We start from the raw sequence: 19,068 nt of genomic DNA, 5'->3' as shown, positions 1-19,068 counted from the left end.
AATGAAGAGCCCGTGCTCGTATCGACCGCCCCCCGCGGCGCGGTTCCTGACGAGTCCGCGCGACTGCTCGGCTGCTGCACGGGGGATGGCTTGTTCTGCACCGGCACGGCGCAATGTCAGGCCCGCGGGGCTGGCGTCTGCGGCGCGCCCTGTAATTAGGGGCCCGGCGGCCTCGCCCGGGGGGCCTGACGGGGCCCCTCCAGGCCAAGCGCTTCCACCCGGCGGATGGCGTTGAGGATCGCCTCCTGTCTTTAGAACAGGTTGGCGATGTCCTTCACCGGCTGGGGAGCGGCCTCGGTGCTCCCCAGCGCGCCCATGACGCCTCCAAAAATCATGGAGGCCGGATTGGCGCGGCCCTTCGTGATGGACCCGACGACACCCTCCGCGGCGCCCTTCAAGGTGTTGAGGTAACCGGTCGCGGCACCCTTGAGGACTCCCCCGAAGCCCCCCTCCGAGTTGCCGACCCCCGTCAGGACGTTGCTGACCACCGGCAAGAACCACAGGTGCTTGCCCGCCTCGCCCGCGAACCACTGGAAGTTGTCCTTGTTGCTCCCGTCCGCCTTGACGTGGGTGTCATTCGTGGTCGGCAGCTGGTGTTCGCCCAGGAAGGAGTACCCCTTCTCGGCGAAGTCCTTGACCATGCCGGCCTCCGTGCCGTGCCGCGCATCGCCATCCTTGGTGATGCCCTCGATGTTGCCGTCTCCCTGGGCGTTCTGGACCTTGTTCGACCGGTCCCCGCCATTGGAGGCCTTGGCGCTGTCGATGAACTCCAGCACCTTGGCCAGCCGGTAGACGCCGTCGGGGTTCTGCTTCGAGTCCTTCAGGTCGAGCTTGGGATCGACTCCCGTCTGCTTGCACAGCTGCTCGAACTTGATGTCCTTCTGGCGGCCCAGGTTCTTCAGCACGGGGGTGTCGTCGACGATCTGCGCCGCGGACCGGTTGTCCCCGGCCGGCCGCTTGTCGTTGGCGCTGGGGACGCCAGAGCCGGAGGCCTGCGGAGCCGGAGCCACCTCCTGGAGCTGCTGGGGGAGCCCCCGGGGGGCGTAGGTGAGCGCCTCGCTCGTCGCGCCCAGCGCCCCCTCCAGCCTGGACGCGGTGTTGGGCTGCCTCCTGTTGATGACAGCGGGCTCGAACGAGTCCACCTGCGTGAAACCGCGTGCGGGCGTGCGCGGGGCGCCTTGGAGGGTTCGGGCTCCCGTGTCCTGAACAGGCCCCGCCGAGAGCAGCTGCTTCGGGTTGACGGAAGAAGACTGAGCAGCGCCCTGACGCATCGAGGAGAGGGGGAGGGCCGTGGCCTTGACGTTGATCATCGGTATCACCTGGTTCTTGGCAGCGACGGAGGACCGCCGCGGCGAGTTCACACCGCCTATGCGCTGCTTCACTGCAGCGCGCATGCCACCCACAAGGCCCCCGTAACCCGTGGATTTCTCAGGGATGGGATGACTCCGGGGCCCGCACATCAGGTGCCCCGGCGGTGACAGCAGTCACCAGGAGGATGGCGCCAGTCACCACGGGCAGGAGCACCCGCCCATCCAAGCTTCGAGCGCGGCCTCGTGCGCAGGCGGCGTTCACAGCGCGTGGCGCTCGAGCCAGCCGCGGATGGCCTGCGCGATCTCCTCGGGCGCATCCTCGGGCGCATGGTGTCCCGCGCGGGCGAGCGGGACGATTTCGAGCGCGGGGAGCGTGCTTCGTGCCCACTCGACAATGCCCGGCGCGCTGAGACCGGTGTCCCCGAACGTCAACAGGAGCGCTGGCTTCGCGGGGGTGCGCGCGAGCCACGCGTCGTAGGCTTCGATCACCGCGCTGACGTCAGCGGGCTCGCCGTCGATGGGGATCTCCCGAGGCCACTGGAGGAGCGGCCGGCGGGAGGCCGGATCAGGATAGGGCGCGTAATAGGTGGCGCGGTCGTCCTCCGACAGGCCGCTCAGGACTCCGTTCGCGAGCGACCTCGCCAGGAACTCGTTCTGTTCGAGCACCCGCTGTTCGCCGACCCCTGGCGTGCGGAAGGCGCGGAACAGCTGCTCCCCCTGCGGAGGCCAGTCGCTCCAGCGCATGGGCCGGAGGAACGTCTCGAACACGACCACGCCGCGCACGCGCTCCGGGTGCCTCCGCGCCCAGTCGAGGGCGAGGACACCGCCCCAGTCGTAGCCAACGAGCACGACCTCGCGCAGGTCGAGCGCCGCGAACCACGCATCCAGGTAGCGCGCGTGATCCGCGAAGCGATAGGGGATGTCGGGCTTGCCCGAAGCCCCCATGCCAATGAGGTCGGGCGCGAGGCACCGCCCGAGGTCGGCGAGCCGTGGAGTCACGTTGCGCCACACGTGCGAGGACGTGGGGTTGCCGTGCAGGAACACGATGGGCGAGCCGGTCCCGGCGTCGCGGTAGGCAATGAACGAGTCGAGGACCTGGATGCTGGACGTCGAGGGCATGGCAGTGCTCCGAGGAGGAATGGGGGTGGGGGCGTGGCACGCGAGGAGCGCGCCCGCGACAAGACCGCCGAACAACCTGTGCATGCCCGCATCATGGGTTCGTCGAATCATCCGCGTGAGTGATGATTCGTGAGTGATAACCTCACGAACCGTGAGCAATCCCATCGCCTCCCTGGACCTCAATCTCCTCCTGGTGCTCCACACCGTGCTCGCCGAGCGCGGCGTGGCGAGCGCGGCCCGCCGGCTCCATGTCACTCCGTCCGCGATCAGCAACGGCCTCGCGCGCCTCCGCTCCGTGCTGGGCGACCCGCTCGTGACGCGCAAGGGCCGTGGCATCGTCCCCACGCCGCGTGCCCTCGCGCTCGCGCCCGCCCTCGCGCGGGGCCTGCGGGAGCTGGAGCTCGCGATTCACGAGCTCCCGTTCGATCCGACCGGATGCACGCGCGCCTTCACCCTGGCCGTCGCCGACGCCGGGCAGCTCACCTGGGTGCCTCGCATCGTTGCGCGGATGACCCAGGAGATGCCCAAGGCAAGCCTCGGCGTGGTGGGCATCGACTCGCTCGTCTCACTCGGCGACCTGGCCTCGTCCCAGGTGGATCTGCACATCGGCATGCCCGGAAGAGGCACGGGGCTGCACATCGAGCCGTTGCTGGAGGAGCGCATGGTCCTCGTCGCGCGGAGCGGCCACCCCGCGCTGGGTGCTCGCCTGTCCTCGCGTGCGCTCGGCGCGCTCCGGCACGTCGGCGTGGAGATGGTGCCGGGAAGGGCCTTTCGTGATCGCGTCGGTGCCGCGTACGCGCGCGCGGGCATCCACCGTGAGGTCGCGGTGACCGTGCCCTCGTTCACGGCCGCCGCGGCTGTCGTGGCCGCGACGGATTTCGTCGCGACGCTGCCGGAGTCACTCGTCGCGGCGCAGGGCACGCGCCTGGGGGTGCGCCCCCTCGACGCTCCGCTCCCCGCGCACACCGTCAAGCTCGCGCTGTGCTGGCATGAGCGCACCCATGTCGACCCCGCGGCGCGGCACCTGCGCGGACTTGTCCGGCGAGCGGTGCTGGGGACCTGACGGGAACGGAAGGTGGGGTGCGCCACTGGATGCCGTGGCGGCTCCCCCGACGACGCTCGACGAGACACTCCCGTGCGACGTGAATCCGGCCGACATGGAAGCCAGGGCCGGATTCGTCGGAACGGGATGCGTTAGAAGCGGATGAGGAACGAATCGTAGCCGCCGGCGTTGGCGGTGCTCCCCAGCCCGCCGTAGGTGTAGCCCGTCACATAGGCATTGCCCGCGGCGTCCACGGCCACGCCTCGGGTGACCTCGAGCGAGGGCGTCCCCACCGTGCGAGTCTGGAGCAGGGAACCCAGGGCGTTGTAGCGCGCCAGGAACACGTCATCCCAGCCCGCGTGGGGGTTGCCATTCAGCGAGGCTCCCGCCCGGCCCGCGAGGTTGATGGTGCCGTCGGCGGCGACGGTGACGGCGTGCGCGTAGTCGGCCCCGGTGCCTCCCAGCAGGCGGCTCCACTGGCGATTGCCGGCGCTGTCATAGCGAGCGAGCAGCGCGTCGAAGAGGCCATTGTTGACGTTCCCGTCGAGCTCGCCAAACGTGTAGCCGGCCAGGTAGACGTCGCCGTTCGGGCTCACGGCCACGCTGGTGCCGTGGTCATTGCCAGACACGTCCAGCTGCCGCGCCCACTGCTGAGCGCCCAGGATGTTGAACTTCATCAGGAAGATGTCGGTGCCCACGGGCGTGGTGGTGCCGTCGACGCTGCCCGTCGTCTCTCCCACCACGTACACGTCATGCGTCGGCGTCACGGCGATGCCCGTCGCCACGTCGCCGTTGGGCGAGCCGTACTGCTGGAGCCAGTACGGGTTGCCGTCGGTGTCGTAGAGGCCCACCATGACGTCATAGTTGTTGGGGTTGCCGCCGTTGGCGAAGCTGCCGCCGGTGTAGCCCGCGATGTAGAGCGTGTCGTTCTCGCCCACGGCGACGCCGGTGGCGAAGTCGTCCATCTGCGTGCCCCGCTGGCGCAGCCAGAGCCGATTGCCTTGGGCGTCGTACTTGGTGATGAAGAAGTCCAGGCCGCCAGCATTCACGTAGTAGTCGAAGCCGCCGAAGGTGTGGCCCACCACGTACACGTTGCCCGCCGCGTCGGTGGCCACCGCCGTGGCGCGGTCCGTCGCCGGCGTGCCGAGCTGGTGAATCCAGAGCTGCGTGCCGCTGGTGTCGTACTTCGCCACGAAGATGTCCTGCCCACCGGCGAGCGGCTCTGGGCCAAGCTGATTCGCGGTGTGACCGACGACATAGACGCTGTCTCCCGAGACGGCCACGGCTTGAGCCATGTCCTCATAGGTCGAGCCAAACTGGCGGACCCACGTGGGCGGAGAGGCCTGCGCCAGGGCCAACGACGGCGCACCCACCGCGCACACGACACTCGCCAGTCCAAACATGCTCCACAGGGATTGCTTCATCGCGAACTCCTTTTCGAGGGGGGAATGCCTGCATCGTGGGACCGGAGCGGGCGACTGTCGTCCACTCACGCGTTGAGACGCGTCACCACGGTCCACATGCAAGTCCATGGGACGCCATGCGCGTAAGTGGGTAGCGAAAGACACGCGTGAAACGAAGTGACCCGGCCATGAGGCACCATGGACCCCGGTCAAATGTGACGCAGGTGCAACTGCGTCAAAGATACGAATGAAGCCGTATCACACGGGGACATTCCCGGTGGGCGGCCGACACGCGAGTGATGCGAAGACGCGCGAAGATGAGCCATATCGAGACGATTCCCTGCTTTTGAGCATCTGGATGAGAAATGCCTCGCGGGTGGGGCGCGGCTGGAAGCCGGAGCCGCCGCTCTTGTCCCCCTTCCACCAGGAGGACGGCAGCGAGTGCGTCACGCTCGATGGGCAGTGGACGGCGCCATGGGTGTTGCTGGCCTTGGGGGGGGCGCCTCCATGGCGTACGTCGTGCTCGGAGGACTCACGGGGGGCTTCAACTCACCGCGCAAGGTGGACGAGGCCGCGCTGGGAGAGCAGCGCTCCGCCTGACTCAGGTGGGCAAGTGGGGCTGATGAGGGCGCCGACCTGCTCGAGCCGGCTCCTTGCACGGGGAGGCTCGGCCGTGTAGCTGGGAGTGCGATGCCCATCGATACCGAGAGTCTCCTCCGCCGACTGAGCAACCTCGACACACTCGCACGCGCAGGCTCGGCGATCGCTGGCTTCCCGTGGGAGTCGATCGCTCCGTTCGCCAACCTCTGGTCGCAATCCTGGCCCGGCGAAGTAGCCGAGGCGCTTGGCGATGTAGACGAACTCGCTGTCGCGCTCGAGGAGGATTGTCCTGCGGGTGGGCCTCAGTGGATCGCGCTCGCGCTGCGCGACGGTTCGACGGTGCCGCGGGCGCCGGACGACGAGACGAACGATGTGGTCCTCTGGCAGGGAAGCGCTGTTGTCAGCGAAGGTCTGGATGCGGCTCCGCTCTTGATTGTCGGTGGATCGCTCACGGTCGATGGCTGGCTTCGCGTGAACGACGGCAGCACGGTCGTCGTGGCCGGTGGGCTCAAGGCGCATGGGGTTCGCTGCATTGGAAATCTCGTCGTCCTCGGCGATATCGAAGCAGACTTCGTGCGGGCGGAGGGCAATGGCGGCATCCTCTTCGCGCGCCAGGTCTCGTGCCGCCTCTACGACAACCCACACCTGGCCGTGCATTCGCGCGTCGTCGCCGAAAGCGCGGTCTACGAACGAGGCAGCGAGAAGACGCGGCCCTCGGGCGTGCAGGGGGTCTCGCCGGAGTCGCTCTTGGCGGAGGGACTCGTTCAGAAAGAGCCCGGGAGCGATCGCGCCATCCTTGACTATGAGGAGATCGAGCGGCGTGGCGCGACAAGGCAGCCGGTGTTTCGCGGCGCCTGAGTGAAGGCCCCTGGTTCGCGCGCGGCGGCGTGGAGGGCCTCGGCCTGGGAGACGGCACGCTCCACGGCCTCCCTGGCTCCTGGAGCCACCCCGAGGCCAGCGGCCCACGCGCACTGAACGCCAGGGAGGCGTCGCGCCGACCTCGTGTCCCACGACTCCGGGGTCGAGTGTCGAAGGAGGGCGGGTATCGGGCCCGTCATCTTTCTCCGAGGAATTCATGAACAGGGTCCGGCTGCGCCGCCTCTTCTCCCACGCACTGCGGACAACGCTGGCCACGCCGCTGCTGCTCGCGGGCTGCCAGGGGGCTCCGGACGAGGGGGCGCCGGCGCCGGATCCGGGCCCCGTCGACCTGAGCCAGTACTCGGAAGTCGAGTGCGCGAACGGAGCGCCCGTCATCGCGGGGCTGACGATCGAGCCGGCGCCCGACGTGATCCAGATCCGCACCCTCCTCGAGATGGGCATGCCCCCCGGCTCCGGAATCCAGCGCCGCAGCTCCGAGGGGGTGGAGTGCGCGACGGCCACCGACCTCCAGGCGTGCCGGGATCAGCTCGATTCGCTGACGGTGTTCCGCGGCTTCCCGGGGATCTGCGGCAACTTCATGGGCGGATGCGATCAGGACTTCATGGTCACGACCCGAGGCAACGAGGTGTCGGCGTACACGACCGCCCAAGCCGTGGCGACGTTGCTGGGCCACATCGACACCCCCCGGGAGGCCGCCATCCTGGCGTACGCCTCGGGGTACGCCCTCTGCGGCCATCCCGCGCTCGAACCCGGCAAGGTGAGGGCCTTGCCCGATGGCACCTTCAGCATCATCAGCACCCATGCGTCCGACTGCGACACGAAGGTGGGGCCGACGCGGTACGAGCTGAGCATCACCGCGTCCGGAGCGCTCACCGAGACGCGGCGGGTGGCGGTGACCGGCCCGCCCCCCGAATGCGTCGCGATCGGCCGGAGGCCCGTGGGGCTCCAGGCCGCGGACGCGGGAGCCTGCGAGGACGCCCGGGGCCACTACTTCGCGGACGCCGCCCGGCTGGAGGCCGCGTCCATCCACGCCTTCCTCCGGCTGCGTGAAGAGCTGGCCCTGCATGGCGCCAGTCAGGCGCTCCAGGACGCGGCGCTCACCAGCGCGCTGGATGAGGTCCGGCACGCGGAGGTCACCACCCGCCTTGCCCTGCGCTACGGAACCACCCCACCGCCGCCCTCCGTGGCCCCCCTGCCCTTGCGGCCCCTGCACGAGGTGCTGCTGGACAACACCGTGGAGGGCTGCGTGCGGGAAACCTATGGCGCGCTCCTGGCGCACCACCAGGCCCTGCACGCGCGCGACCCGGAGGTCCGCGAGGCCATGGTGCGCATCGCCGAGGATGAGACCCGGCACGCCGCCCTGTCCTGGGACATCGACGCCTGGGCCGAGTCCCGGTTGTCCCCCGGGGAGCGCAGCGCGCTTCAGGAGGCCCGGAGGCAGGCCGTCGCGGTGCTGCGGTCGGAAGTGGCCGTGCCGTTCGACGCGGAGCTGAGGGTCGACGCGGGCCTCCCCTCGCCCGAGGTCGCGGCGGCGCTCCTGGACTCGCTCGAGCAAGGACTCTGGGCCTGAAGAGGCCGCCGCGCAGGCCTTCCCGGGGGCAGCGCGCCCTGGCGAAGCACGGAGCGAGGGCGCGTGGCCCTGGCTCCGTCGCGGCGCGTCCCCTCGGAAGGCTCACGGGTTCATGGGCTCAGGGAGGGCACGTCCCGTCAGGCCGGTAGGTGATCGAGAACAGCCGGCGGACACCCCCTGCGTCCTCCCCCGTGATGAACACGTATCCGCCGGAGCGGACGAAGCCCCTGGGGTTGGAGGACAGGGGGCCCCGGGCGAGTTCCGTGAGGGCCACCGTTCCGAGCCGGTCCCCATTGCTCACCCAGGGCTCCGCGCCCCGTCCTTGGACCTCGGCGCTGAAGAAGAACTGGTCCTCGACGACGGTCAGCGTCCGGGGGGACGAGCTTCCCGCGCCGACCTCCAGGTCCGCGAATCGATGGGTCCCCGCCGCCGTCCCGTCACTCACCCAGAGCTCCACGCCATTCGTTCCTTCCGTGGCGGAGAAGAAGAGCCGATTGCCCAGCACGGCGAAGTTGTCGGGGGATGAGCCCAGGGGGCCCGGGCGCAGGTCCTCCAGGAGCCTGGTGCCCGCCACCGTTCCGTCGCTGATCCACAGCTCCCTGTCACTGCTCCCCTTCTCGGGGGTGGCGCTGAAGAGCAGCCTCCCGCCCAGCGCGGCGAGTGCCCTGATGTCTCCGAAATGTCCCAGCGTCACGGGGGTGGCGCCGGAGTCCGTCATCATCAAGGACACGTCGCCTCCATGGGACATGCCCACGACGAAGAACAGCTTGCGGCCCACGGGCGTCAGGGGCCTCAGGAAGCCCGGGTCGGTCGTCGTCCGGAAGATCTCGGCCGCGTCGGAGATGCCGTCCGTGCGCATCAAGAGCGTGAAGGTGCCTCGAACATCGATGAGGAAGTAGAGCCCGCCGTCGCCGCCCGCGGCGAACTGGTTGGGGGAGGAGTCCTCGACGCCCTCGGTCAGCTCCTGAACCAGGATGGTGCCCGCGGCCGTGCCATCGCTGCGCCACAGCTCCCGACCGTGCGCCACGTCTCCCGCCGAGAAATAGACCATGCCCTTGAACGCGAACAGCGAGTTGGGAAACGAGCCGAGCGGGCCGGGCCAGATGTCTTTCACCAGTTGAGTGCCGGCGGGCGTGCCATCCGTCACGAACAGCTCATTGCCCACAGCGGGGTCATCCGCCGTGAAGAACACGCGATCTCCCACCCGCGTGAACTGCGTCGGGTTCGAGCCTGTCGGCCCGGGAAAGAGCTCCTTCAGCAGCCGCGTCCCCGCTCCGGGGCTTCCGTTGCTCACCCATGGCTCCCGTCCCAGCACGCCATCATCCGAGCTGAACACCAGCCCCGCCGGGCTGCGCGCCATGTCCGGGACGCGCGGCTGGACCTCGACCGGAGTGACCCCCAACGAGACAGCGGTCCTCGTACAGATTGCCCAGGGATTCACGACTTGAGGCGTGGGCGTCCCCGCCGGGTCCTGCGTCGCCGCATCCGAGGCCCCTCTCACGAGCAACTGCGCCAGCAACATCAGGAAACAGCAGCTGTATCTCATTGGGACTTCTCCTCCATCCGCGCGAAGCGGCCGCGGGGGGCGAAGACGAAGCCACTTCGCGTCCAGAGACAACGCCCCTCCGGTAGGAGCGACCCGTCGCGCAGCCGTCAGCCGCTCCGACGCGGGAACAGATCAACACCCGTGCCTTCGCGCTTACGTTCCGGCCCCTCGCTTGTCAGGCGGCCTCTTGGAGATGCCATGAAATGGAACCACGACGTTCTCTCGCCGGGCGTGGTCGTCGCCGGGCTTCTCGGATTCGTCGTGCTGGCATCTCCTGCTCACGCCCAGTCCGCCGCGCAGGTCGGGCAGTGGTCGAGTGTGATGACCTGGCCCATGTCGGCCACGCACACCAGCCTGCTCCCCGATGGCAAGGTGATCTTCATCGGCGAGTACGAGCAGGGGCTCCTGCCGCCCGGGCGCTGGGACCCCACCACCCAGACGCTCTCCCAGTTTCCCGCGCCGGGCTACAACGTCTTCTGCTCCGGACAAACGTTCCTGTCGAACGGAAAGCTGCTCTACAGCGGCGGACATATCGCGACGGACGAGGGGCTCCCCCATGCGAGCCTCTTCGATTTCAACACCAGCACCTGGACCCGCGTGCCGGACATGAACGCCGGTCGCTGGTATCCCACCAACACCACGCTCAACAACGGTGACGTGTTGACCTCCTCCGGTGAGATAGACGGCCCCGGAGACATCAACCAAATCCCCCAGCGATTCATCGCGGCCACCAGCGCCTGGCGGACCCTGATCGGGGCGCAGCAGGACATTCCCTTCTACCCCAAGATGTTCCTCGCCCCGGATGGCCGGATCTTCTACGCCGGGCAGCTGCGCAACTCGCTCTGGTTGGACCCGACCGGCTCGGGCGCCTGGAGCATGGGCCCCCTGAGCAACTACGGCAGCCGCAGCTATGGGCCCGCCGTGTACCTGGACGGTAAGATCCTCCTCATCGGCGGGAGCCAGCCGCCCACCGCCACCGTCGAGGAGATCGACCTCACCACGGCGTCACCGGCCTGGCGCTACCTGGCGCCGATGAGCATCGCCCGACGCCAGCACAACGCGGTCATCCTCCCGGACGGCACCGTGCTGGTCGTTGGAGGCAGCAGCGGTCCCGGCTTCAATTCGTCCGACTTCCCCGTCCTCTACGCAGAGCTCTACAACCCGGTCACGAACACCTGGACCTCGCTCTCGAGTGGGGCCCGCTACCGTGGCTACCACTCCACCGCCCTGCTCCTGCCGGATGGGCGGGTGCTGTCGGCGGGTGGCTATGAGGATACGACCGCCGAGGTCTACTCCCCACCCTACCTCTTCAAGGGTCCGCGGCCGGTCGTCACGGCGGCGCCCACCACCTCCTTGCCCGCGGCGACCTTCACCATCACCACGCCCGATGCGGCGAACATCACCCGGGTGTCGCTCATCGCGCTGAGTTCGGTGACGCACACGTTCGACCAGAACCAGCGGCTGCTCACCTTGAACTTCACACGCGGTGCCGGGAGCCTGACGGTGACCGCTCCGGCCAATCGCAACATCGCGCCACCCGGGTACTACCAGCTCTTCATCGTGAACGCCGCCGGGGTGCCCTCGCTCGGGCGGCGGCTGCGCATCCCTCCTCCGTGAGGAAGGACACGTTCACGGACTCACATCCTGCATCAACAAGCGGGGCGGCTGAGGCAGGGCACGGGCTCGCGCCAGCAGCTCCGCGCGGCTGCGCGCCTTCAAACGCCGGTGCAGGGCCTTGCTGTAGTCGTGCACCGTCCGAGGGCTGATGCCCAGCCGATCCGCCACCTCCTTCTCGCCGCAGCCCGCTTGAAAGAGGGTCAGGGTCTGATGGAGCCGGCGCGGGAGCCGCACCGCACTCGCCTCCCGCCACAGCGCGCCCAGCTCGCCGTGAAGATGGTGGACCAGCAGACGCTCCCGCTCGCTGAAGGGAGCGTCGGACTGCGTCTTGAAGAGAAACACGAAATGCATCGCCCGATGTTCGGGGACGTGGAGGGCCGACAGGAGATAGTGGTTGAGCCGGGCGGGCCGGTAGTGGTCGTTGAAGATGACCGACCTGTACCAGCTTCGATCACTCGCGAGTTCGTGCCTGCGGTGCGTGAACGACCCCACGCCCAGCCGCATGATGCGCGCGTCGGAGGGGTCCAACTCCGGCTCCTGGCGCTCACAGACCTGCATCCAGGCGCGGCGGTCGGACCCGGTCCCCCAGCCCACATCCACGCCGCCCACGTGGCGTGACGGGTCCAGGAGTCCCCCTTCCGGAGTCTCCGCGGCGAGGCCGACCTGGGCCCCCACGAGGGCGTTCAAGCCGGTGAGCAGGTGGCGCCGCCACGCCAGCGTGTCGTGGCTCAACTGCTTCAGCTCATCCAGCAAACGAAAGACGCCGCGAGCGTCTTGCCACGTGACGAGGTCCGACATGCCCGCGGACTCTATCCCCTGTTCAGGGGAATGGTCATCCCAGGGGCAAAACCTATCCTCGGCGGCCTCATGTCACGGAGGCACGCACGATGAAATGCATTCTCGGAAGTCTGGTCTGCGCGGCGGCTGTGTTCGGGGGTTGTGGCGCGGAAGAGCCCCGCGCCCAGGTGCTCTCGGCGCAGGATTCCATCGAGGGTCGCGGCATCACGGAGTGGACCGAGTCGTGGTTTCACTGGAACTTCGCGGTGCCGGCCAGCCAGAACCCCGCGCTCGTGCTGGAGGCGGACTGCGGCGTCGGCCAGAGCGAGCCCGTCTTCTTCGTCCCGCTCTACGACGGCGCCAAACGCTATCAGCGAACCTGCCATGTTCCGGCGGGCCGGCCCGTGCTCGTCCCGCTGTGGGCCGTCATCAACGACTATCCCTGTCCTGACTCCAGCTTCGAACCCGCTCCTGGGCAGTCGCTGGAAGACTTCCTCGCGCAGGGAGCCATCGCTTACAACGCCCTGGTTCGGGAACTCGCGGTGACGCTGGATGGTGAAGCCATCGACCCCACCGCGCACCGGCACACCACGGGCCTGTTCAACTTCACCGCGGATCCGAGCCTGGTCGGCAAGCTCCCCGATGCTTGTCTCCAGGGGACGTCCCAACCAGGAGTCAGCGACGGGTGGTGGCTGATGCTCTCCCTGCCCCCCGGTGACCATGTGGTCCACGTCACCGGCGTGGACCCCAGCAACGACGCCATCGACTACACGTATCGCCTCGCGGTCAGCCCATAGCGTCCAAAGCCGGGTCCCTCCTTCGGCGGGGAGGGAGCCCGGCGCGGCCCGACGCGTCAGTTACAGCCCTGGCTCGCCAGCCAGTTCACGCCCTTGGTCCGCTCGCTGGTGCCGTTCGAGCCGCCGCTGTCCGTGTTCGAGAAGGACATGGACACGGTGGCGCCCGAGGACTGGTTCCGGAGCTCCATCGTCATGTTGTTGGGGACGAGCGCGGTGGAGTTCGGGTAGTTCGCACCGATGGTGTAGCGCAGCCGGTTGCTCGGCAGGCTCCCGCACTTGGCCATCTTGTTCTCCAACTGCAGCCAGTTGCCACGGTTGAAGTTGGCATCCTGAGGCACCAGGTTCGCCCGCCCGCCCCAGCCCCCGAGCTGCGAGCCGATGAGGTGTCCCCCGTCATAATCGTTGCTGGGGTCTTCCGCGTCGCCCCACTGCCCCACGTTCGTCTGACAGGAGTCGACGCGCGGCGCGGCGACAATCGGTGGCAGGTTCTTGTAGGCCCGGTTCGGCCGGCCCGCGCTGTCGATGAAGTAGTACTCGCCGTCGAAGTTGTGCCAGATGTTCCGGTCACCCGCCGGGAAGTACTTCGGACAGTCGCTGATCACCGCCTGGGTGACGCCTCCATGGAGGGTGTATCCAACGCCGTACGGCTTCATCGCCTCCCGGATCTCCTGCTCCGTGTGGCTGTCGAAGAACTCCATGAGACCGCTCGGGCCGCCGAAGTCCTGCTCGAGCTGACTCGCGACGTCTTCGCCGCCCAGGTCCGTCTCCGACGCTCCGCAACCGCCGAGCAACAGGGCAAACACCGCCGCGATGGGAAGCTTGTTCACGATGCGCATTCTCTGGGTTCCTTCCTCAGCCGGTTTTCACTACTTTCGCGGCCTCGATTATCGAGAAAGCGAGAAGCGCTTTGCAACAATTCCAAGAAATGAGGAGGCTGGGGCGCGCGTCCCTCTCCGTTGGAAGGAGCCCCTTCTGAAAATCGCGAACATTCCCTTCTGCACCACGGACTGGAACACCCTCCAGCCCACCGAGCATCCGGGGGTCTCGGGCAAGGCGCTCTGGCGGACGATCCAGGCAGGAGACATCCGGGTCCGGCTCGTTGAGTACACCCCCGGATACGTGGCGGACCACTGGTGCCGCCGCGGACATGTCCTGCTCGTGCTGGAGGGGACGCTGCTCACGGAGCTGCAGGATGGCCGGCGCTTCGAGCTCGGGCCGATGATGAGCTACCAGGTCAGCGATGACGACGGAGCGCACCGCTCGTCGACAAAGACAGGGGCCAGGCTCTTCATCGTGGACTGAGGCAGGTCCGCGAGCCGGAGGCGATGAGAACCATCGCCACGCGGCCCCGTGTCAGGTCCGGGCCTGCCAGGTCAGCCACTCCCCCGGACGTGCCAGCTCCACGTTCACCTTCCGCGAGCGCGCGGTGCCCAGGAGCAGCGCTTCCGCGTCCGGAACCTCCCGATAGTCCTCAGAGGCCGCGACGCCGTAGTGGATGGGCACGAGGAGCCGTGCCCCCAACACGACGGCCGCGGCCACCGCCTGCTCCGGCGTCAGGACGGAGTGCACGTCGCTCACGGGCTTCCGCCAGCCGAAGCGTGCCCCGTTGATGGGCAGGAATGCCGCGTCGAAGGGGCCGAACTGACGCCCGATGTGCCACCAGGCCCCGTGCCACAGCGTGTCGCCGCAGTGGATGATGCGGCGGCCTCCGCCGGAGACGACCCACGAAACCTGGGGATCCCCATAACCATCCGCCGCGGGGACGGCGGTGGCCGTGAAGTCATTGAGCAAGAGGGGCTCGTAGAGCGGGGCGGACCGCACGCGGAACCCCGAAGCGGCAGCCGCCGCGGCCATGTCCGGAGGGCACACCAGCGTCCCGGTGTCCCCCAGGGCCTGACGGACAGCCACCCTGTCGAAGTGGTCGGGATGGCGATGCGTCACCAGGACAAAGCGGCTCCCGCTGCTCGCGTCCACCGAGACGAGCGGATCCTTCAACGCGGCCCCCCAGACGGTGGGGTCGACCAGCGGATCCAGGAAGAGCGTGTCCTGTCCGAGCAGCAGCCGCACCCCGGCCCATGCCAACCGCTGGGCACGAAGCGCGGCGCTGTCGACAGGCCCCTTCGCGCTGCCCATGCCAGGGGGGAGCAGGACCGCGCCCGCGGAGAGCGCGACCGCGGTGCGCAGGAAGTCCCGGCGGCTCCTCCGCTCGGGCCCAGCCATCGTGTCCTGCCTCTCCGGGTTCGATGACCTCATCAGGGACGCGGAGGCGGGGTCCTGGACATCCTGGCTCACCGAGCCCCCGAGGAGGCCACGAGATTGATGCCGAAGAGGCGCACGCCGGTCTCGGTCCGCGACTGATGACGGCTTCCCGGCGAGAAGAACAGGTACGAGCCCGGCCCGAAGCGCCGCTCCCCCTCGATGACCTCACCGCTCACCACGAAGACCTCTTCGCCGGTGTCGTGGAAGTCCACGGACGGCCACTGGCACCCGGGAGCCATGTCCACGACCCAGACCCTCACGTCGGGAGTACTCGGCAAGTCCCTCCGAAGGCAGCCTGGGCCGACGACGACTGGCTCAACGTCGTCGATCCGCACGGAGGACCAGGTGGAGACAACAGGGTTCCGCGTCCTCGGGGAGTCTTCTGTCTGGGGCATCGGTCCGCCCTCCTCGCTTCGGGGTGCCGACACACTAGGGACGCCGAGGTCATGAGCACAGCGAAACGATTTCACGAAGATGCTGAACAGACTTCATGTGAAAATCTCCGGCATGCTCGAGCTCCGTCACTTCAAGCTGATTGCCGCGGTCGCCGATACCGGAAGCCTGGCCGCCGCGAGCCGGCAGCTTCACCTCACGTCCTCGGCGCTGAGCCACCAACTCCGCGATGCCGAGGAGCGCCTGGGCGTGCAGCTCTTCCAGCGGCGCCAGCGACGCCTGCTCCTGACCGGCTCGGGAGAGAAGCTGCTCGTCTCCGCACGGCGGGTCCTGAGCGAGGTGGCCCAGGCCGAGGCCGTCTGCCGCGCGCACCCGCAGGACGACCTGCTCCGGCTCAGCACGGGCTGCTACACGGTGTATGGCTGGCTGCCGCCCATCCTGGGGCAGTGGCAGGCCGCACACCCGCGCGTCGAGCTGCGCATCGTCCTGGAGGCCACGCGTCAACCGCTGGGGGCGCTGCTGAATGGCGAGCTGGACCTCGCCTTGACCGCGGACGTCCCCCGGCAGGCCCGACTGGCCCAGACCGCGCTCTTCGAGGACGAGCTGCTGCTGGTGGTCCCCGCGGACCACGCGCTGGCGCGGCGCGCGCATGTCACGGCGACGGACCTGGCGGGGGAGCACCTGCTCACCTTCGCCGCGCCTCGGGAGCAACTGGATGTCTTCACGCGCGTGCTCTGGCCCGCGGGCCTCGAACCACAGCGAGTCTCCCCCGTGCCCCTCACCGAGGCGCTGATCGAGCTGGTGCGTGGCGGTATCGGCGTGACCGCGCTGCCTGAATGGATGCTGCCGGCAGAGCGCCACGGGCTCCAGACCGTCCGGCTCACCCCTGGGGGGATCCGACGCCGCTGGAGCGCCGTCACCCGCGCGGCCCGCCAGCGCCCCGCGCCGCTGACCCACTTCATCCAGCTGCTCCGCGAGCGCTTCTCCCACCACGGCAAGGCAGGGCCACGGGCTGCCTCACCGAGAAGGGGGTGAGCCCCGCGCTCCCTGCGCGTGATACATGAAAATCCATGAATCATCCGCCGCCAGGCAACTCGCGGTCGGCCGGGGTGATAATGTGGGCGGCACGCCGGCCCCCAACCCCCCAGGGTGAACCGTCATGACGACGCGCATCTCCAGCCCCCAGTCCCCCGCTCCCCTGGCCCGGTCAGGCGATGTGAACGTGTCGAAGAGTTCGCGGTTCTCGAACGACTTCCAGCAGTGGCTCCAGACCCACGGATACGGCAAGTACGACTTCGCCAAGGGGAACGTGCCCGCGTTCGGCGGCAAGAGCGGCTCGGGCGAGAAGGTGACAAAGGAGCCGGTCATCTTCATTCACGGCAACTCGGACAGCGCCGCGGGGTGGAAGGGCTCCATCGAGACGTTCGCGAAGAATGGCTACAAGCCCTCGGAGCTGTACGCGATGACGTGGGGGCCAGCGAACCCCATGCTCGCGGCCAACCAGGCGCACTCAGAGAAGTACCTGGGAGAAGTGCGCGCGTTCATCCAGGCCGTGAAGGAGTACACGGGCGCGGAGAAGGTGGACGTCATCGGTCACTCCATGGGCGTGACGCTGGCGCGCAAGGCCATCCAGGGCGGTGACGGCTTCGACCCGTACGCGGGAGGGAAGTTCAACCTGGGCAAGCCGCTGACGGACAGCGTGGACACCTTCGTGGGCATCGCCGGCGCCAACCACGGGCTGGCCGCGGCGCGGTGGACGGGGGACCTGGTGCCCACCACCAACCGCACCACCGGACTGCACCCCGACTCGGCCTTCTTGAAGGACATCAACGCGGTGGGTCATGCCGAGGGAGCGCACCTCTACAGCATCTGGTCCAGCGTCGATGAGGTGGTGGGCGTGGGGCTCGCGGGCCGGACCTCGCCCATCCCCCAGGAGGATGGCTCCAAGGTGTTCCACACCTTCCCCTATGGCCACATGGGTCTGAAGAACCTGACGGGCGAGACCCAGCTCGCCATGGTCCGCGACCACAAGGTCGACCCGAAGGGCTCGGGGACTCCGGAGAAGTAGCGGCCTCGGGATCCCCGTCGCCCCCCTGCCCTGTGCTAGATCCCACCGTGCCCCGAGTTCGTGGGGCCGTGGAGTCGATTAGGGGGAAGCACGTATGGGATTGAAGGACATGCGGACATCGTGATGGTCAAGAAGAAGCCTTTCGCCCTCGGCTTCTCCCGCCTCAGCACCATCGTCCGGTCGGGGAAGGGCATCGACTACAACTTCGCCAACAAAGTGGCGGCCACGGGACAGGCGCTCATCGAACGCCTGATGAAGCAGCAGTAGACCGCTCGCGCGGCCGAAGCAGCCGCGCGGTCCACGCTGAAGCCAATCCCGTGTCGTCGTCACCGCCCCCTGGAGCGAACTCAATGCCCGGCAAGACAGCCCAGAAGAAAGTGAAGGTCGCGAAGAAGACCGCCGCCAAGAAGAGCACCGTGAAGGCAACCAGACCACGCAAGGTGGCGCTCCTCTCCGGCGGCAATCCCCAGATCGCGAAGGCCTACGGCGACGCCCCCGTGCAGGCCTACATCGAGGCCATGCCGGGCTGGAAACGCGACGTCGGGCTCCGCCTCGACGCGATCATCTCGCGAGCCGTCCCCGGCGTGCACAAGGCGGTCAAATGGAACTCGCCGCTGTATGGAGTCGAGGGCCAGGGCTGGTTCCTCGGCGTGCACTGCTTCACGAAGTACATCAAGGTGGCCTTCTTCCGCGGCACGTCGCTGCGGCCTGTCCCTCCCGGTGAGTCCAAGAACGAAGGCACGCGCTACCTCGACATCCGTGAGAGCGACGCGCTCGACGAAGCCCAGCTCGCCGCTTGGGTGAAGCAAGCCAGCCAATTGCCCGGCGAACGCATGTGAGCGGCCAGGGCGGGGAGCGACGGAGGAGCGGACCGAAGCTCCCTGACCGTCACATCGCCACGCCCCACGCAGGGTTGGCATGGATGCTGCTAAATGTCTGAGGCATGAATCTCTTCGAGCTGGCCGGGCTCCTGGGCGCAGGCGTGGGTCTCGTCACCGGTGCCTGGCTTGGCCATGACCATGCTGGCACCGTCGGGCTGATGGGGGGTGCTGTTGCCGGAGTCGTCGGGGGGTTTGCTTCTGGGATTGGCGCGGTCGCGGGCATGTTCGGCATCGCCATCTTTCAGGAGCGGTGGACCAAGCGATTCAAGCTCGCGCCACGCTTCCGCCGCTATTGGGCTCGTCGACAAGCGGCCTCCTGGGCCGCCGTCAAGGACCGGCTCGTGGGAGGAGAGACCGTTCGTGGGCGGGTCGTGCTCGAAGCCCACTACGGAAGGTTTCTCGATCTGGGTGTCGGCTTCCCCGCCCTCCTCCAAGCAGTGGATAGCGGAGGCCTTGTGTCGGACCTGCCGCACCTTGGGGATGACGCCGAAGCCGTTGTTCTCGAGTTCGACGATGCGGACCAGGAGATCGTGCTCACCCGGAGCCACCGCTGGTGGCTCGCGATGGACGGGGTGCCCGTCGGATACCTCGCGAGCCCCCCTCCCGAGGGGGAGAATGGAAGCGCTTACTACTTCGCGCTCACCAACAGCGCCCACGCCGAATTCCGGGAGCGCCTGGCGCGCGAGCAGCGCGTCACCTGCTCGCTGATCCACGCCCAGGAGGAGCCAAGGAGCGTGTGGATCGAACAGGGATCCGGTCGTCCAGGCGGCTCCATCACGATGCGCCCGCGGTAGGGGGCCGCCGGAG

At 68.4% G+C, this 19,068-nt stretch carries 19 protein-coding genes; 11 read left to right on the top strand and 8 right to left on the bottom strand.

Annotation, left to right across the window (positions count from 1 at the left end):
- Positions 1-251: 251 nt before the first annotated feature.
- Together GTY96_RS05130 and GTY96_RS05125 are read right to left on the bottom strand one after the other, a co-directional pair.
- Positions 252-1,310, bottom strand: a complete 1,059-nt coding sequence (locus tag GTY96_RS05130; RefSeq protein WP_143898873.1) for a hypothetical protein — start codon at positions 1,308-1,310, stop codon at positions 252-254.
- Between the two features lie 258 nt (positions 1,311-1,568).
- Positions 1,569-2,429 carry a haloalkane dehalogenase gene (locus tag GTY96_RS05125; protein ID WP_186001763.1) on the bottom strand — a complete coding sequence of 287 codons (861 nt, stop codon included), beginning with the start codon at positions 2,427-2,429 and terminating at the stop codon, positions 1,569-1,571.
- Between the two features lie 133 nt (positions 2,430-2,562).
- On the opposite strand from GTY96_RS05125, the gene GTY96_RS05120 reads away from it, so the two are divergent.
- Complete coding sequence (locus GTY96_RS05120; RefSeq protein ID WP_328700768.1) at positions 2,563-3,492, top strand: LysR family transcriptional regulator; 930 nt, start codon at positions 2,563-2,565, stop codon at positions 3,490-3,492.
- Between the two features lie 131 nt (positions 3,493-3,623).
- Here GTY96_RS05120 and GTY96_RS05115 read toward each other — a convergent pair whose 3' ends face one another.
- A complete protein-coding gene (locus GTY96_RS05115) occupies positions 3,624-4,895 on the bottom strand; it encodes an SBBP repeat-containing protein (protein ID WP_235685335.1) in 1,272 nt (423 codons plus the stop codon).
- Positions 4,896-5,564: 669 nt separating this feature from the next.
- Here GTY96_RS05115 and GTY96_RS05110 point away from each other — a divergent pair.
- Both GTY96_RS05110 and GTY96_RS05105 read left to right on the top strand, forming a co-directional pair.
- A complete protein-coding gene (locus GTY96_RS05110; RefSeq protein ID WP_143898871.1) occupies positions 5,565-6,332 on the top strand; it encodes a hypothetical protein in 768 nt (255 codons plus the stop codon).
- 217 nt (positions 6,333-6,549) lie between these two features.
- Positions 6,550-7,923, top strand: coding sequence for a ferritin-like domain-containing protein (locus tag GTY96_RS05105; protein WP_161664008.1), 1,374 nt, complete (start codon positions 6,550-6,552; stop codon positions 7,921-7,923).
- A gap of 118 nt (positions 7,924-8,041) precedes the next feature.
- On the opposite strand, the gene GTY96_RS05100 is transcribed toward GTY96_RS05105, so the two are convergent.
- Positions 8,042-9,325 carry an ELWxxDGT repeat protein gene (locus GTY96_RS05100; protein WP_161664007.1) on the bottom strand — a complete coding sequence of 428 codons (1,284 nt, stop codon included), beginning with the start codon at positions 9,323-9,325 and terminating at the stop codon, positions 8,042-8,044.
- A 342-nt stretch (positions 9,326-9,667) separates the two neighbouring features.
- On the opposite strand from GTY96_RS05100, the gene GTY96_RS05095 reads away from it, so the two are divergent.
- Positions 9,668-11,086, top strand: a complete 1,419-nt coding sequence (locus tag GTY96_RS05095) for a galactose oxidase-like domain-containing protein (protein ID WP_161664006.1) — start codon at positions 9,668-9,670, stop codon at positions 11,084-11,086.
- Positions 11,087-11,098: 12 nt separating this feature from the next.
- Here GTY96_RS05095 and GTY96_RS05090 read toward each other — a convergent pair whose 3' ends face one another.
- Positions 11,099-11,884 (bottom strand): helix-turn-helix transcriptional regulator, encoded by a 786-nt coding sequence (locus GTY96_RS05090; RefSeq protein ID WP_186001761.1) that lies wholly within the window; start codon positions 11,882-11,884, stop codon positions 11,099-11,101.
- Between the two features lie 89 nt (positions 11,885-11,973).
- Between GTY96_RS05090 and GTY96_RS05085 the strand changes: the two genes are divergently transcribed.
- Entirely contained in the window at positions 11,974-12,660 is a 687-nt protein-coding gene (locus GTY96_RS05085) for a hypothetical protein (RefSeq protein ID WP_201755783.1), read from the top strand.
- 56 nt (positions 12,661-12,716) lie between these two features.
- Here the strand turns inward: GTY96_RS05085 and GTY96_RS05080 are convergent, their stop codons facing one another.
- On the bottom strand, positions 12,717-13,496 hold the full coding sequence (locus GTY96_RS05080; protein WP_161664005.1) for a DNA/RNA non-specific endonuclease: 780 nt from the start codon (positions 13,494-13,496) through the stop codon (positions 12,717-12,719).
- Between GTY96_RS05080 and GTY96_RS05075 the strand changes: the two genes are divergently transcribed.
- Positions 13,489-13,962 carry a DHCW motif cupin fold protein gene (locus GTY96_RS05075; RefSeq protein WP_201755782.1) on the top strand — a complete coding sequence of 158 codons (474 nt, stop codon included), beginning with the start codon at positions 13,489-13,491 and terminating at the stop codon, positions 13,960-13,962. The genes GTY96_RS05080 and GTY96_RS05075 overlap by 8 nt on opposite strands.
- A gap of 51 nt (positions 13,963-14,013) precedes the next feature.
- On the opposite strand, the gene GTY96_RS05070 is transcribed toward GTY96_RS05075, so the two are convergent.
- Together GTY96_RS05070 and GTY96_RS38525 are read right to left on the bottom strand one after the other, a co-directional pair.
- Positions 14,014-14,880, bottom strand: coding sequence for an MBL fold metallo-hydrolase (locus GTY96_RS05070; RefSeq protein WP_235685334.1), 867 nt, complete (start codon positions 14,878-14,880; stop codon positions 14,014-14,016).
- Between the two features lie 68 nt (positions 14,881-14,948).
- Positions 14,949-15,179: a cupin domain-containing protein gene (locus tag GTY96_RS38525; protein WP_255441885.1), complete on the bottom strand. Its 231-nt coding sequence runs from the start codon at positions 15,177-15,179 to the stop codon at positions 14,949-14,951.
- A gap of 247 nt (positions 15,180-15,426) precedes the next feature.
- Here GTY96_RS38525 and GTY96_RS05060 point away from each other — a divergent pair, with 247 nt between their 5' ends.
- The 5 genes from GTY96_RS05060 to GTY96_RS05040 all read left to right on the top strand — a co-directional run bounded on the left by GTY96_RS05060 (position 15,427) and on the right by GTY96_RS05040 (position 19,055).
- Positions 15,427-16,347: a LysR substrate-binding domain-containing protein gene (locus tag GTY96_RS05060; protein ID WP_186001759.1), complete on the top strand. Its 921-nt coding sequence runs from the start codon at positions 15,427-15,429 to the stop codon at positions 16,345-16,347.
- Between the two features lie 187 nt (positions 16,348-16,534).
- Positions 16,535-17,380, top strand: a complete 846-nt coding sequence (locus GTY96_RS05055; protein WP_328700767.1) for a lipase family protein — start codon at positions 16,535-16,537, stop codon at positions 17,378-17,380.
- A 120-nt stretch (positions 17,381-17,500) separates the two neighbouring features.
- Positions 17,501-17,647 carry a hypothetical protein gene (locus GTY96_RS05050; RefSeq protein ID WP_161664003.1) on the top strand — a complete coding sequence of 49 codons (147 nt, stop codon included), beginning with the start codon at positions 17,501-17,503 and terminating at the stop codon, positions 17,645-17,647.
- 83 nt (positions 17,648-17,730) lie between these two features.
- The gene (locus GTY96_RS05045; RefSeq protein WP_161664002.1) at positions 17,731-18,219 is read left to right on the top strand and encodes a DUF1801 domain-containing protein; all 489 of its coding nucleotides are present in this window, start codon (positions 17,731-17,733) and stop codon (positions 18,217-18,219) included.
- 104 nt (positions 18,220-18,323) lie between these two features.
- Positions 18,324-19,055, top strand: coding sequence for a hypothetical protein (locus GTY96_RS05040; protein ID WP_161664001.1), 732 nt, complete (start codon positions 18,324-18,326; stop codon positions 19,053-19,055).
- The last annotated feature ends 13 nt before the right edge of the window (positions 19,056-19,068 follow it).

Origin of the sequence: Corallococcus silvisoli, assembly GCF_009909145.1 — a bacterium.
GTDB classification, from domain to species: domain Bacteria; phylum Myxococcota; class Myxococcia; order Myxococcales; family Myxococcaceae; genus Corallococcus; species Corallococcus silvisoli.
The sequence above is the reverse complement of the archived record's forward strand: the minus strand, read 5'-3'. Positions and strand labels throughout refer to the sequence as shown.

Excerpts from the sequence above, each read along its gene's own strand:
- GTY96_RS05130 (WP_143898873.1), bottom strand. The coding sequence starts at position 1,310 with ATGATCAACGTCAAGGCCACGGCCCTCCCCCTCTCCTCGATGCGTCAG.
- GTY96_RS05125 (WP_186001763.1), bottom strand. The coding sequence starts at position 2,429 with ATGCCCTCGACGTCCAGCATCCAGGTCCTCGACTCGTTCATTGCCTAC.
- GTY96_RS05115 (WP_235685335.1), bottom strand. The coding sequence starts at position 4,895 with ATGAAGCAATCCCTGTGGAGCATGTTTGGACTGGCGAGTGTCGTGTGC.
- GTY96_RS05110 (WP_143898871.1), top strand. The coding sequence starts at position 5,565 with ATGCCCATCGATACCGAGAGTCTCCTCCGCCGACTGAGCAACCTCGAC.
- GTY96_RS05105 (WP_161664008.1), top strand. The coding sequence starts at position 6,550 with ATGAACAGGGTCCGGCTGCGCCGCCTCTTCTCCCACGCACTGCGGACA.
- GTY96_RS05095 (WP_161664006.1), top strand. The coding sequence starts at position 9,668 with ATGAAATGGAACCACGACGTTCTCTCGCCGGGCGTGGTCGTCGCCGGG.
- GTY96_RS05090 (WP_186001761.1), bottom strand. The coding sequence starts at position 11,884 with ATGTCGGACCTCGTCACGTGGCAAGACGCTCGCGGCGTCTTTCGTTTG.
- GTY96_RS05085 (WP_201755783.1), top strand. The coding sequence starts at position 11,974 with ATGAAATGCATTCTCGGAAGTCTGGTCTGCGCGGCGGCTGTGTTCGGG.
- GTY96_RS05075 (WP_201755782.1), top strand. The coding sequence starts at position 13,489 with ATGCGCATTCTCTGGGTTCCTTCCTCAGCCGGTTTTCACTACTTTCGC.
- GTY96_RS05080 (WP_161664005.1), bottom strand. The coding sequence starts at position 13,496 with ATGCGCATCGTGAACAAGCTTCCCATCGCGGCGGTGTTTGCCCTGTTG.
- GTY96_RS05070 (WP_235685334.1), bottom strand. The coding sequence starts at position 14,880 with ATGGCTGGGCCCGAGCGGAGGAGCCGCCGGGACTTCCTGCGCACCGCG.
- GTY96_RS05060 (WP_186001759.1), top strand. The coding sequence starts at position 15,427 with ATGCTCGAGCTCCGTCACTTCAAGCTGATTGCCGCGGTCGCCGATACC.
- GTY96_RS05045 (WP_161664002.1), top strand. The coding sequence starts at position 17,731 with ATGCCCGGCAAGACAGCCCAGAAGAAAGTGAAGGTCGCGAAGAAGACC.
- GTY96_RS05040 (WP_161664001.1), top strand. The coding sequence starts at position 18,324 with ATGAATCTCTTCGAGCTGGCCGGGCTCCTGGGCGCAGGCGTGGGTCTC.